General features: G+C 48.2%; 10 protein-coding genes. 4 read left to right on the plus strand and 6 right to left on the minus strand.

Annotation, left to right across the window (positions count from 1 at the left end):
* Positions 1-22: 22 nt before the first annotated feature.
* The 3 genes from map to BP97_RS40155 are packed head-to-tail and all read right to left on the minus strand — an operon-like array spanning position 23 to position 1,415.
* Entirely contained in the window at positions 23-772 is a 750-nt protein-coding gene (map, locus tag BP97_RS0110510; protein WP_028549061.1) for a type I methionyl aminopeptidase, read from the minus strand.
* Positions 772-1,266: a hypothetical protein gene (locus BP97_RS0110515; RefSeq protein WP_028549062.1), complete on the minus strand. Its 495-nt coding sequence runs from the start codon at positions 1,264-1,266 to the stop codon at positions 772-774. The genes map and BP97_RS0110515 overlap by 1 nt, the downstream gene beginning before the upstream one ends.
* An 11-nt stretch (positions 1,267-1,277) precedes the next feature.
* Complete coding sequence (locus BP97_RS40155; RefSeq protein ID WP_156043187.1) at positions 1,278-1,415, minus strand: hypothetical protein; 138 nt, start codon at positions 1,413-1,415, stop codon at positions 1,278-1,280.
* A 325-nt stretch (positions 1,416-1,740) separates the two neighbouring features.
* Between BP97_RS40155 and BP97_RS41560 the strand changes: the two genes are divergently transcribed.
* From BP97_RS41560 to BP97_RS38775, 3 genes are all read left to right on the plus strand, one after another.
* The gene (locus BP97_RS41560; RefSeq protein ID WP_081824020.1) at positions 1,741-3,558 is read left to right on the plus strand and encodes a glycosyltransferase; all 1,818 of its coding nucleotides are present in this window, start codon (positions 1,741-1,743) and stop codon (positions 3,556-3,558) included.
* A 16-nt stretch (positions 3,559-3,574) separates the two neighbouring features.
* On the plus strand, positions 3,575-5,470 hold the full coding sequence (locus BP97_RS41400) for a BclA C-terminal domain-containing protein (RefSeq protein WP_051620493.1): 1,896 nt from the start codon (positions 3,575-3,577) through the stop codon (positions 5,468-5,470).
* Between the two features lie 64 nt (positions 5,471-5,534).
* On the plus strand, positions 5,535-7,211 hold the full coding sequence (locus BP97_RS38775) for an RCC1 domain-containing protein (protein ID WP_051620494.1): 1,677 nt from the start codon (positions 5,535-5,537) through the stop codon (positions 7,209-7,211).
* 90 nt (positions 7,212-7,301) lie between these two features.
* On the opposite strand, the gene BP97_RS0110540 is transcribed toward BP97_RS38775, so the two are convergent.
* Positions 7,302-8,306 carry a pectinesterase family protein gene (locus tag BP97_RS0110540; protein WP_028549064.1) on the minus strand — a complete coding sequence of 335 codons (1,005 nt, stop codon included), beginning with the start codon at positions 8,304-8,306 and terminating at the stop codon, positions 7,302-7,304.
* 234 nt (positions 8,307-8,540) lie between these two features.
* Between BP97_RS0110540 and BP97_RS0110545 the strand changes: the two genes are divergently transcribed.
* Positions 8,541-9,545, plus strand: coding sequence for an AI-2E family transporter (locus BP97_RS0110545; protein ID WP_028549065.1), 1,005 nt, complete (start codon positions 8,541-8,543; stop codon positions 9,543-9,545).
* Positions 9,546-9,604: 59 nt separating this feature from the next.
* Here the strand turns inward: BP97_RS0110545 and BP97_RS41405 are convergent, their stop codons facing one another.
* Both BP97_RS41405 and BP97_RS35880 read right to left on the minus strand, forming a co-directional pair.
* Positions 9,605-12,211, minus strand: a complete 2,607-nt coding sequence (locus BP97_RS41405; RefSeq protein ID WP_028549066.1) for a winged helix-turn-helix domain-containing protein — start codon at positions 12,209-12,211, stop codon at positions 9,605-9,607.
* Between the two features lie 192 nt (positions 12,212-12,403).
* Positions 12,404-14,326, minus strand: a complete 1,923-nt coding sequence (locus BP97_RS35880; RefSeq protein ID WP_051620495.1) for a hypothetical protein — start codon at positions 14,324-14,326, stop codon at positions 12,404-12,406.
* Between the last annotated feature and the right edge of the window lie 20 nt (positions 14,327-14,346).

Consider the following 14,346-nt stretch of genomic DNA (forward strand, 5'->3'; position numbering starts at 1 on the left):
AGCTGCCCTTTTTTATGTCTTGTTAATCCTGTGCTGTCAAAATTAATGGCCCATTGGCGGTAATCGCTACCGTATGCTCATATTGTGCGGATAAGCTGCCATCAACGGTTCTCGCCGTCCAGTCATTCAAATCCATCTTGGCATGCCAGCCTCCGGTGTTGACCATCGGTTCGATGGTGATGACCATGCCTTCCTTTAAGCGGAGGCCAGTTCCGGCTTTCCCATAGTGAGGAACCTGAGGATCCTCATGCAAAGTAGGACCGACCCCATGCCCGCAAAAATCACGCACAACGGAGAACCCTGTTGGCTCCACGAACGATTGGATCGCTTGGCCTATATCGCCTAGGCGATTACCGATCAAGGCTTGCTCAATCCCTTTATACATGGATTGCTTCGTAATCTCCATTAACCGATGGGCCTCTTCCGAAATAGAGCCTACCGCATAGGTCCAGGCGGAATCGGCCAGACTGCCGTTCAAATTGATAACGAAATCAATGGTGACAATATCTCCATCCTGAAGCGGCCGCTCATTTGGAAATCCGTGACAAATCTCGTCATTGATCGAGGCGCAGGTCGCAAAGCGATAGCCATTGAACCCTTTCTGCTCTGGTGTTGCCCCAATTTGAGTCATAAATTGCTCTGCAAAGGCATCGATCTGCAGGGTGGTGATGCCGGGTCGGATGATCTTGGCTATTTCTTTGTGCAGAGCGGCGACTTGTTTGCCAGCTTCATGCATCATTCGGATTTCTTGCTCACTTTTTATAGTTATCATTATTTATTCTCCTTTGGGTGACGTTCTGTTTGCAGACCTTTGAACAGTACCGTGATGACATCACGAATCCATTCTTCAGGGTTTATTGCTCCGTCGCTATCTTTATTGCCGATATAAGCACCCGATGCTCCGATTAATGCCGCGAAAAATACCGAAACCGTTGTTCCAGGCTGCGTGGCTGCAATCTGTCCTGAGCGAATGCCTTCCCCCACTGCCTCCAGAACAGGCTTATACAAGCGCTCGTGAATACTCGCTAACAGTCTTTCGTTGTAATGAACAAGAATAGGCTCCGAGTGAAACCAATTTTTGAACAAAACAAAACCAAAGGGCTGTCGCACCCAGCTCTCCAATTGGAGAGCGGCATATTGTTCCAGACGAACTAACGGGGGCTCCGTTGAATGCATCGCCCTAGCTGTAATATGCTCGGCTTCTTCAAATGCCTCCAGCAGCAAATCCTCCACCAGATGGATCTTATTATTATAGTAATGGTACACGGTCCCGCGGCCTAATCCGGCTTTCGGGCGATATCTCCCATCTCCATCTGCATACCCTTATCCAGAAAAACTTCTACGGCGGTGTTTCGGATTTGGGCAATCCGCTGCTTGCGGATCGCATCGTTTTGTTCAATAGTTCGAGGTGTCAAAGGAGATCCTCCTATTTTAGACATTCATGAATGTCGATTTAAAACTACTTTCATTATATATCCATATCAGGAAAGTTCAACTGAATTCGGAGAGGAAAAAATTTGTCATATGACAAAAGTAATGACAACGTTCACTACAAAACAAATTTCTTTTGATTTATATTAGTAGCTTGATAAATCAACTGCAAGCAAATGTGTTAAATTTAACATTTTATGTTAGCAATTTGTGAGTGGTTAGTAAGGAAAATATGATAGTCTAAAGGTAGATAATGGACTTATTTGTATAATCTTGTTGTCGAAAGGTGTTTCCTTGGGAGGGGATGGTATGAAATATAGCATTGTTTTGTTGGTTCAACATGCGGAGCTGGCAGAGGCATGTATTGCAAGAATCAAACAGTACACCGGCGGGACGTATGAGATCATTGCTATTAATGACGGAGGGGGAGATATTGTAACACGGGTTTTAAAAAGAACCCAAGTACATCACCTTCTAACGAACCATACCAGACTTGGTGTTGCGGCAAGTTATAATCTGGGCGCCGTGATAGCCAAAGGAGAGCGGGTGGTTTTCATAAGGGACCATATTGGGGTCTCCGAGCAATGGCTATTTCATTTGTCTGATTGTTTGGATAACCATCCTGACGCGGCTCTGGTAGGTCCGATGAGCAATGATGTCAGTGGAATGCAAAGGCTTCCTATTCCGTGTGAAACCATGATGCAATTGGACAGGACCGCTAGGGCAATGATATTGACCCAATCGGGCTGTTCTCAAAAAGTGACTCGTCTACTCAGCCATCTTCTTCTAATGCGCAAAGAGGTTCTGGAGCAGTTGGGTGGCTTTGACGAGCGATTCGGTCTGGAAACATATGAGGACGATGATCTTTGCTACCGAGCGCTTCAGGCTGGTTACAGTCTGTATATCGCGCAAGATTGCTTCGTTCGGTATACATCGCCCCCATCTTTATTTCCAGAGGAACCGAATTGGTACTCATCGCAGTTGACGAGAAACCAAGCGATAGCACAGGAAAAGTGGGGAATTGATGTCACCGAGGCTCTAATGAAGTGGACCTATCCGGTTACGGTGAGCTTGTGCATGATTGTCAAAAATGAGGAACAAACATTGGACCGCTGCTTATCGAGCGTCAAAGGGTTGGTTGACGAGATCATCATAGTGGATACGGGTTCAGAAGACAGAACCAAAGAAATCGCCAGCAGTTATACGGATCAATTGTATGACTTCACATGGGTCCAAGATTTCGCCAAAGCAAGGAATTATGCGTTCAGTCAAGCTACTCAGGATTATATCCTATGGCTCGACGCGGATGATGTAGTACAGCCGCACGATGCGGAGAAGCTGCAAAGGCTGCTATCCGCGGTTCAATGGGATACGGATGCAGTTTCGATGAACTACAATATTGCGTTTAACGAAAACGGCCAAGTGACCGTAAGCTCACGCAGAAACCGCTTGGTCAAACGGGAAAAAGGATTTCAATGGATCGGTCCCGTTCATGAGTATTTGAATGTGTATGGCAACATTGTTGCATCCGATATTAGCATTACCCATGACAGGATGCATAAGAACTTATCACGAAATTTGAACATTTATGAAACAAGGCTTGCCGCAGGAGAAGCGTTTAATGCCCGCGATTTATATTATTTTGCCAACGAACTGGCGGACCATGAGCAGTGGGAGCGGGCCATTGGACAGTATGAACAGTTTCTTAAACATACCGACGGATGGGTAGAGGACAAGATTAGGGCCTGTGGCCGGATGGCGGATAGCTTCCACAATCTCGGGAATATCCAAGAGGCCAAGTCTCAAGCGCTTCAATCGTTTATACACGGTCTGCCGAGGGCAGAGAACTGCTGTAGACTTGGATTTTATTGCTTGTCAGAGGAACGGTATGAAGAAGCTGCTTTTTGGTACAAGCTTGCTGCAGATACTCCGAAGCCGGACATGACTAACGCTATCATCGATCATGATTGCTGGACGTGGCTGCCGCATTTACAGCTGTGTGTCTGCTATGACCGATTAGGCAAGAAGGAATTGGCCAATCAGCATAATGAAATGGCTATGAAATTCATTCCGAACAATAGTCAGGTGCTGGCTAACAAGCGATATTTTGAAACGGTTTTATCATAATTAGGGAGGGTTCGTTGTGAAAGAAAAGAAACACAAACTTATATTGAAATCATCTATGGCATTTTTGGTAGTAAGTCAATTTGCAAATACTTTGCCGCTACTGGATTTGTCCAAGCCGAGTGTGGCTAACGCAGCCGCATTTCCTGATGTAGACGCAGCCTCATGGGCCTATAAATCGATTGTCAAAGTCAAAGCGCTTGGGCTTATTGTAGGGGATGATACGGGGCGATTTAATCCGGATAGCCCGGTGAGTCATCAGGAATCGTTAGTGATGGCGCTTCGTTACCTGGGCTATGAAGAAGCGGCGGATAAAGCCGGGAATCCTCCTGTAGGAGTGGACGCATGGGCCAAAAATTGGGCTTGGCTTGCTTTGAGCAAGGGACTCCTCGTGGAGGGCGAAGAAACGCAGGCATCGGACGCCAATTGGGGTAAGCAGCCGGCAAGCCGCGAATGGATCACCCGTTTGGTCATTCGCGCAATGGGTAAGCAGACGGACGCATCGGCTCTGTCCAAGGCTTCGGTACCTTTTGCCGATGCGGGAGCTTTATCGGATTGGTCGGTAGGTTTCGTCAACGCTGCCTTGCAGCTAAAGGTGATCAGCGGGTTTCCGGATCAAACGTTTAAACCCAAAGAGCTAGTAACGAGAGCGCAGCTGGCGACGATTTTGAGCAACGCTGAAGCCGTCGTGAATCAGCTTCCTGAGAGAGTAACGAAAGGGCAGTTTGTAGAATTGTCCGGAAGTACGTTGACGATTACGGATAAGTCAGGTAAAAAAGTGCTCTTTACGATGCATCCTGACAGCATCATATACAACGAAAAAGGACCTGTAACCTCCTTGAAGGCTGGACAAGCCGTGACGGTTGTTCACAGCGGCAGTACAGCTTACTTTGTAGAGGCAGCTGCGCAGCAGCAAGCTGAGGTTCAACATAAGGCTCAACAAGGCGACAAAGGAGAAAAAGGCGATAAGGGTGATAAAGGGGATAAAGGCGATCCCGGAGAGAAAGGCGAAAAAGGTGAGAAGGGAGACAGAGGTTCTTCCGGGGGTGTAGGTCCAGCGGGTTCAGCAGGAGCTGATGGTGCCGATGGAGCTACAGGAGCCACTGGAGCGACCGGGGCAACCGGCGCTATAGGTCCAGCGGGAGCTGACGGTGCTGTAGGACCGGCAGGTACAACAGGAGCGCAGGGCATTCAAGGTGTAACGGGGGCTACTGGGGCTGACGGTGCCATAGGTCCAGCGGGAGCGACTGGTGCGGCAGGAGCAACAGGTCCGACAGGGGCGCAGGGTATCCAAGGTATCACAGGAGCTACGGGGGCAACTGGAGCTGTAGGAGCAACTGGTCAAACGGGAGCGACAGGTCCTCAGGGCACACAAGGCATCCAAGGTATCCAGGGTGTAACGGGTCCTGCGGGAGCCACCGGAGCGACAGGTCCGACAGGCCCGACAGGCCCGCAGGGCGTCCAAGGTATCCAGGGCGTAACAGGCCCAACAGGCGCCACAGGAACAGCTGGAGGGATTGCCACATTCGGATTTGCTGCCAATACTTCAGGCTCGGTTATTGCTGTTATATTGGGCGGGACGGACATTCCGTTGCCTAACAACCAGAATGTAGAAGGGATTACCGTGAATGGGTCGAACACGGTATTCACTGTGACAGAGACAGGCTTGTACTATATCAACTACAATATTAATCTGACAGCTGCACTGTTAGCCAGCTCAAGAATTAATGTTAATGGCGCAACCGTACAGGCAAGTGTACTCAGTCCAACCACATCTCAGTCCCAGTATAATTCCAACGTGATCATCCCGTTAGCCGCAGGGGATACTATTGAGCTTCAACTATTTGGTTTATTGGGAGCCGCTACATTAACTTCTGGCGGCGGGGCTCAACTGGCAATTATTAAATTGAAGTAATACCGTTAAAAGCACGTGGTACATCAATCGGAAATTCCAAATAGAGAGGGTGATCCTCAAATTTATGAAGTACAGAAATCGAAAAACGATGACCATCTTCATGGGCGGTCTTCTCTTGTTCAGCGCTCCTGCGGCCTTTGCGGATTTTGAATCCGCGCATGTGGCCGGGCCGAATCCGAAAGGCTTTAATGGTTCCGCCACAGTTGGTTCATCCATAGCGCCATATAATGTATTGTCTTCTCCATCAACGTCATCAAATGACAGATTGTACGCTGCTGCCGGTACAGGAAGGTCCGTTACCCGAGTTACTTATAATGTCTATGCCCCTATCGAAGCGATACCGGTAGAGAAGCCGACTGTAACGGCAGCTGTTTACCCATCGACATCAATGCCTTTCACTACTTTGACTACCGGAGAGAGACATTCCCTGGCTGTCGGTCAGGACGGCGCTGTGTGGGCGTGGGGCACTGGTCCGGGTACTCATGAGGGAGGGGACAAGTCCTCGCTTACGATTCCCGAAAAGATCCCGGGTCTAAGCGATATCCGATCCGTCAGCGCTAAAGGAATCCATAGCCTTGCTTTGCAAAGCAACGGTCAGGTCTGGGCCTGGGGGGATAACAGCTTCGGCCAGCTGGGCAGCGGAAGTGAGACAAGCCGTTCCTATCCCGTGAAGGTGATGGATGATGTAGCTGCTATTACTAGCGGAGCGACACACAGCGTTGCCCTCAAAAAGGACGGGACCGTTTGGACCTGGGGCTATAATGTATCCGGACAATTGGGAGATGGGACAACCTCTACCCGTTGGAATCCAGTACAGGTCAGCGGCTTGAATCATGTAACAGCTATTTCGTCTTCCGGTTCCTCTACCCTCGCGTTAAAAAACGACGGGACGGTATGGGCTTGGGGGGATAATTACGCAGGACAACTGGGTGATGGGACAAACGATAATCGCAGCACGCCTGTACAAGTTTCTGTATTAACTAATGTTTACGCGATTGCATCGGGAGGCTATCACAGCATGGCACTTCAAAGCGACGGAAGCGTGTATACATGGGGAGACAATCGTTACGGGCAATTGGGTGATGGAACGACTAATAGCCGATTGAAGCCAGAGCGAGTGACGGGCTTGAATGACGTACGCATGCTTGCAGGAGGGCTGTTCCACAGTCTGGCCATTCGCGGTGATGGAAGCGTATGGTCCTGGGGGAGTAACCAATTCGGGCAACTGGGGGATGGCACAACGACGAATCGATCCACGCCTGTAAAGGTTATCTCGATCACCGGCGCAAATATTATTGATGCGGGAACGTTCTCAAGTGCGGCGAAAAGTGAAGATGAAGCATACTTCATGTGGGGTGAGAACAACTCAGGCCAGTTGGGCAATGGAACAACCAGCCCTTCAAGAATTCCGATCACCGTTGCAGACCTTAATGGTGACAAACGAGACACAACGTCTCCAACTGCACCAGAGAATGTGGCTGTTACAGGACTCAGCACGAATTTGATATGTATCGCTTGGATGGATGCTACAGATAATGTTGGAGTAGCAGGCTATGACATCTATAGAGATAACGTCAAGATAGGAAGCAGCCCAACAACCAGCTATATTGACAAAGGACTTAATGCGTCAACGAGCTATGTTTATACGGTGAGAGCGAGAGACGGGGCAGGAAACGAATCGGCTCCCGGCAAAGCTATTACAGCGGCAACTTTGGGCGAAGTGGATGAAATCCAGCACTAATGTTCGAGGCTAAAAACTAGTCGTGTATACATTGAAAAAACCATAGGAACCTGTCTCTTTTATAGAGAACGTTCCTATGGTTTTATCTTTTTACTCAATCGACATGGGATTCCAGCCGTCTTCACCCGCGAGTACCCGCTGGATCGAATAAGATGGGGCCTCCTCCGCAGTCAGTTTCTTCGACCAGGCTACTCTTTGCTCCGAAGAAGCCCCTGGCCCTTGACAGTCATACTCACAGAAAGCGGTTGTCGACTCACTCTCCGGCTTATTCCAGTTGTCCCATCCGGCCATGATAATATGCTCGCCCATCCAGCAGTGTAAGAAGGCGACTTTGGCATAGTTTCTCCATGGTCTGCCAAGATAGACGGATTGTACAGGAGCGTCGCTGGTTAAACGGCAATTATGGAACACATAGCCGAAAGGAACTTCTTCTGGAGTTGAGGGAGCCGTCAGCCAGCCGTGAATGGAATCCGCGGGAAACTCCTTTGCATCTTCTTCGCCCATGCGCCGTTTGGAGAAAATCTCACATTGGTTAAACACGGCTGTCGCCGAACCGAATATGAAGTCGACATCACCCTCCAAATAGCATTGCTCGTAGTACTGCCGTACATTTCTACGAGGAAAGCCTTCACGGGGACCGCCAAAATGTGCCCTTTGCATAGGAGCGGGTGGTAACGGTCCGGTAAATAGCGTATCCTGATGGCCGATAAAACGGCAATTTTTGAACGTTACCCGATCTCCATCCACATAAGCGGCCAGTGCTTGACCGACAAGAGCCCCTCGTCCTGCCGAATTTTCAAACGTAATCTGCTCAGCTGAGAAATCGTCGGCGCCGACGAAGAAGGAATAAGAGTGAAACGTCTCGTAGGGATCTCCGTTAGGAAATGTTTTGCGGGCGTAATCGTCAAAGGTAAGAATCGTATGCTCCGCGCTTTCACCAACCAGACTGACTCTTGGTTTTTCCACATGAATTTTCTCTTTGTAAACTCCGTTTCTTATGTAAATAATGACTCGCTCGGGGTGACCGTTAGGAATTTGATCGAGCGCTTCTTGAACTGTGAGGAAATCTCCACTGCCGTCGGATGCAACTATCATGGGAGCAAACTCTCCTTTTTTATGTGAAAATGATAAATGTTTTGCATCCAGTTTACCAGAAAGAACGTAAATACTATAGACGTATTCGTGCAGACCGACAGTGGAAGTGGACCTGAAGGAACTTAGGTGAGTCGCGAAAGGGACTTGAGCTTCGGATGGCATTGCTATAACGGTTTTCCTTGCTGTACACTAAGAAAGAGATAGTTGAGGGGCCACTTGAATGGAGATGAATCAATGGAGAATGTAAGACGTTTCTTTGCGAATTTAACAGTACGACGATTTTCCATTCTGGCGATAATATGCTTGTTGCTGTTCAGTATTAGAGACATGCTCAACCTGGTTTTGTTAACCTTTCTGATCGCGTATGTCATGCACAGCCTACAGCAAGCTTTGTCAAAAAGAATCAGCAAGTACGTTGTGGTGAACAGTAAGGTCATTATCATCCTGTTATATTTGATTTTCGTTACTATGATCGTTTTTGCTCTGATTCATTATGTCCCTAAGCTTTTTATTCAAATAAAACAGTTAAAAGATAGTCTGGTTGCCTTTACGAATTTACCGGCACCTGAAGACGAGTTTTCCCGCTATATTTATAAAACCTTGAAAGATTTGAATTTACAGGCCTATGTTAAGCAAGGTTTTGAATACGTACTGAGAATCAGTAACTGGGGAACGACTTTCGTCTTGTCTTTAATTCTTAGCCTTGTGTTTATTCTTGAAAAAAGCCGGATTGTTACGTTTACCTTCAAGCTTAAAGCAAGTAAATTATCCTGGCTGTATGAAGAACTGGAGTATTTCGGGAGAAAATTCATTTTATCATTCGGTAAAGTAATTGAAGCACAGCTTCTGATTGCTCTTTGTAACACAGTATTCACGGTGATTGGTCTGTGGATTCTAGGCTTCCCGTACCTTTTTGCCTTGTCCATTATGATTTTCATGCTTAGTCTGGTTCCTGTGGTAGGCTTTGTCGTATCCCTTATTCCATTATGTCTGATCGGATACAATATCGGCGGATTGATGATGATTGTATACGTCATTGCCATGATTGCGGTGCTGCATGTATTGGAAGGATATTTGTTGAATCCGAAACTGATGTCCTCCAAAATGAATCTTCCTATGTTCTACACGTTCGTGGTACTCGTATTTTCCGAGCATTATTTAGGAGTATGGGGCTTGATTCTGGGGATTCCGATTTTCGTCTTCCTGCTGGATATATTGGATGTAGAAACAAAGGGATGATGGAAAGGCAAGTCCGGATTATACCGGACTTGCCTTTTTTGTTTGGACTGTTCAGCCCTTTAAGACTCATGGTCCGACAACCGCAGGTCCTGAACGGCCATCAGGGCTTGAGTCCGCGAGGAAACGCCCAGCTTCTCATATAAACGGGAGAGGTATACCTTGACCGTTCCTTCAGATAAATAAAGCTCGGCTGCTATTTGCTTGTTCGTAGCACCGTTGCGAATTAATCGGATCAGATTTATTTCGTTACGACTCAACGAAGCTGCTGCCGAGGGGGGATGAAGAGCTGATGGCAGCTTCTCATTCGGGAACAAGGTGAGAAGCTGGTTAACATAAGATTCAGAGACGGAGTTCCTGTCGGTTATACCACCCGACTTACTTTGTCCTAAATATATAGACAATAGTTCCGCCATGGGCATACCCTCGTCCAGAAAGCTGCGGACATACCCATTTCTCTCTCCAATAAGAAGTGCCTCATGCAGATAGGATAGGGCTGCGTTTCGCTGTCCCCGCTGATATTCGAGCAAAGCCTGCAGCATGCTGATTTCTACTATGCTTGACAGCAGCTGTTCCCTCTCGCATTGAGGCTTAAGCAGCTCCAATAGTCGAAGAGCTTCCTTCTCCTTGTGCTGTTTCGCCAATAGCCGGACTAAGGTGACATAGTGGTACTCACGATTGAAGGTAGGCCGGTCCTTGGCAGAAACTTGGAGTGGCGCAAGCTCCTTCTTGGCTTCTGCTATGTGTCCGTCCTTCAAGTGAATACGGGCTTTGAACGCCCTTAAGGTATTCACCCAGTGATCGCCAAAGTCTCTCCGCGCTATTTCTATAAGTTCTTCAATTGTAGAGAGAGCGACGTGAGTCAGGCCTTGTGCTATATAAAGAAGAGATTGTGTCATTCGGAGTGGAATGAGCAATCCGGGAGTTTTCTTGCTTATGGCAGCTGCTTCTATGAAAAGTGCTGCAGAACGCGAAGAATCAAGCTGGTTCCATTCGTAATATCCTTCGGCAAGCGACTGCTTTACGTACAAATGAATGAGTGAATGCTGCCATCCATGAGACTCTAGTTTTTCCATAAACAGCTTGCCAACGGCTTCTGTTTCACTTGAAAGCAGCCCTTTAAGCCCTAGTGCTGTTCGCCTCACTTGAGGCTCGGTCATATTGTAGTTGAAGTTATAGTAAGTTGGATTTTCCGGCAGCATCTCGTTGAGCATGTCATGACTGGATGAAAGCCATTTGGTAAATTTCCCAGCAGCAAACAATAGATTCGATTTAACGAACAGGATGCCGCTTTGAAGCTGCTTTTGTCTCATCTTGTCGTCTAGCGATTGGCAGGCTTGATCTACAAGCTCCAGCTCGGCTTCCGAGCGATCAAACTGTCCTGTCAACATAAGGGTAAAAGTGTACATGAGAGACATTTCCAGAGACAGCCCGTATGATTTTGGGAAGCTTTCGAACCAGCGCAACAAAGTGGAAATCTCCCCGCGTTCCAAGACGATTGGGAGATGCTGCTCCAAATAAAGCTCCACTAGAGCAAAGTCTTTGGCCGCAATTGCATGATCGATGGCTTCATCCATCCATCCGCGTTCCGCGAAGCATTTGCTTGCCACAAGGTTGGATTGGAGCCATTGAACGGGATCGTTTTTTTGGAGAAGCTTCTGCAGATACTGGGCAAACAAATGATAGTAGCGATACCATTGATCACGATCGTCTAGAGGAACCAGAAACAAGTTCAGGTTCTTTACGCTTTCGAGCATTTGTAGGCTATCGGTTTCCGGACAGATGCTGGTGCAAATTTGCGAGTCCATCCGATCGAGCACGCTGGTCGCCAGTAAAAATCGATAGACGTCATCGGGAAGCTTGGATACGACTTCATGAAATAAATAATCGGAAACGCTACGGTGATTTCCATGGAATTCTCCGATGAAACGATCGTAATTCGTCTCGGAGCGAAAGGATATCGATACCAGCTGAAGGCCCGTTACCCATCCCTCGGTTTGCAGCATCAACTGCTGAATATGCCGTTGGTGCAGCTCGATACCTGACACCTCATTGAAAAATTGTATCGTTTCATCCTTCGTAAATTCGAGCTGATGAGCGCTAATCTCGGTCCGCTCCTCTTGGAGCATCCATTTAACGGTGGAGAAGGGGAGTTCGGTCCGTGTAGAGATCAGGATGTGAACGCTAGAAGGCAGGTAATCTATAAAATAAGATAGATTGTCATGAATGCGTTGGTCTTCAATTCTATGATAATTGTCCAAAATGAGCGGTAAAGGCTCCGTTAACGAACACAGCTCATTGATTAACGCATCCAGAAAGGTGCTGATGGATGCGCTAGGAAGAATGTTGGCTAACGGCAGGATACGGTCTGCTTGGCTAGGAGCGGCAGACGCAAGCGCGTGGATCATATATCGCCAAAACCTAATATTATCATTATCCAAGTCGTCCAGTGTGACCCACGCACAGGCTTGAGCCTGGGCATGAACCCATTGGGTGAGCAGTGTTGTTTTGCCGAAGCCGGCAGGCGCACATAGGAGGGTGAGGCGGCGCTTCAACCCTGCTGTGATCGAAGCTAGCAGACGATCTCTTGGAATAAGATGCTCCTTCATAGCAGGAGCTGAAATTTTGGCTTTTAACAGGATAAGATCTGTGTCCGTTGTTGGAATCATTGGGTCCCTCACACAATTCGACAAGATTTTGCTAGGAATAAAGTCTGATAATAACTAATTATACGGAATATCGGTGAAAAGTTCACTTACATATACAGGAGAAATAGAATCTACCGGATAGCAAAAAGCACCTGACCATGTTCTTATTGGCAGGTGCTTTTATTGCATGTATTTACAAGGCAGGACGGTAAATTATTTCGTTTCCGGTGTTTTGGCGATGTTTTCTAAAGCACTGTCGCCTAAACGCTCCTTAAGCTGCTGCAAATACAAGCTGCGCGGTTCGACGTGCTGACCGTACCGATCCCAGAATCCGTCTTGACGGGGACGCAAGTCGTGCTGGTTAGGGAGAAACGGACGTTCTTGCTTTCCAATGTGGCCAATCGCGTAATTTTGGGCTGTTGGCGGCTGTTGTACGGTCAGTACACCTTCCGTGTTCCAGGTCACATAGTTGGCACCGGCCCAACCATGCCCGCTGCCCATCCATCCACGGTCACGAATGTAAATAGGAGACTGGACGTTATCGTATAAGCCTCCGACCGACCAACGGTGATGAGGCTCGCTGGCATTGAAGTCAATACGAGATTCGCTGTCCAGGAATACGTTCGGTCCGCTTACTTTTGCATCGAAGACGAAAGCATGCCTTGCCGTCTCGGTATCGCAGCGCTGAACCAGCGACAGCTGCCCTGTGACGTGGAAACAGTACCGGCGTCCACCTGTAATGATGCTGACCATGTCGCGAACCGTGCAGTCTTGAATGGTAACCCATTTGGCATAGCGGTCGATCGTTACAAGGGAGTGCTCCAAGTGGTAGCCTGTGACGTCACGTACCCAAGCATTTTTGACAAAGTTCAGTGTGGCGAAGTTAACGGTATGAGATTCATCTGCGCAGTACGTCGTACTACCGGGTCTTCCGTCCACTTGGGTATCCGTAACCTCCGGATTGAAGTCCGAGTCAATCCTCAAGTTTTCTAGACCTACCTGCTCGATTCGTCCCTTATCGTCATACTGGAACAGCTTTCCGCCGCCCCAACGAGCTTCAATAGCATTGGTTATCGGGGCATCGATAGTGATGACATTGTCCTCGATACCCGTGATCACGCGGTCAAAGAGGAGTTCGAACGGAGCCCATTGCTTCGTTCCACCGGCATTCGGTCGCGGTGTGATCGTATCCATATCGATCTCACTTATCCAGCTTGCATTGCCGTATCGGAGTACGGCAACGGTATCGCCTACCGAATAGCCACTGGCATCGGCGACATGAAAGACTCTCGAGCCTGAAGGGACGTATAGGTCCGTGATGTCCGTACCCGTTTCTTCCAGCAGGTCGGGGGAACTGCCAAGCACCTCAACCAAGTCACGCTTGGCTGTGCCGGTACCATGAAGAATGGTCCCGTCTTCGCCTTGACCTTCTCCTCGCAGCACGACGCCGCTTTCGCGAATATACAGTGTACCCGCAATACGGTATATGCCTCTTTGCAAGAGCAGTGCACCACGGAAGCCGTCTTCGCCAATCGGTAGACAGGAAAGTTCATCGATAGCTTGCTGGATTCGTGCGGTATCGTCACTCTCCCCGGAAGCGGGGCTGAGTGTCAAACGAACCGGTACATTAGGTATCGTCACACCGCCGCCCTTATAGCCGCAGTTAGAGAAGTCAGCGATTCGGTTCCCTTTGTAGTCCGGGACATAAGTCATACTGCCATTCGTGTCCAGATAAGCGATATGGCTTTGTTCGGAGGAAAGGCTTTCTGTATCCATTACCATGAAGGTGAAGTTATCGTATAATGGCGCAGAATCAGCAGGATTCAACCGAATACGGATGATGTACAAACCGTTATCCAAAGGAGTAGATGTGAAAGTAATAAGCTGCTCATGACCTGCAGCTATCGATACTTCCTGTACGGATTGAAGTATCCGGGAATCTGTTGAATTCTCGAGTTCGACAGTTAACTGAATGTCTGCGTAAGCATGAATCCGAACAGCAGGCGGAATAGCACCAGGAGCAAGCACGGCCGGATGACCGATCTGCTGCGTAAGAGTCGGATGCTCCAATGTCCAATCTGCAATTCCAGGAGCGGCTGCGTTTGTATGCAGTGAAGGGTTGGCTTCGTTAATCATTCGTACACTTCCTTTTCTTA

Origin of the sequence: Paenibacillus sp. UNC451MF (genome assembly GCF_000686845.1) — a bacterium.
Taxonomy (GTDB): Bacteria; Bacillota; Bacilli; order Paenibacillales; family NBRC-103111; genus Paenibacillus_S.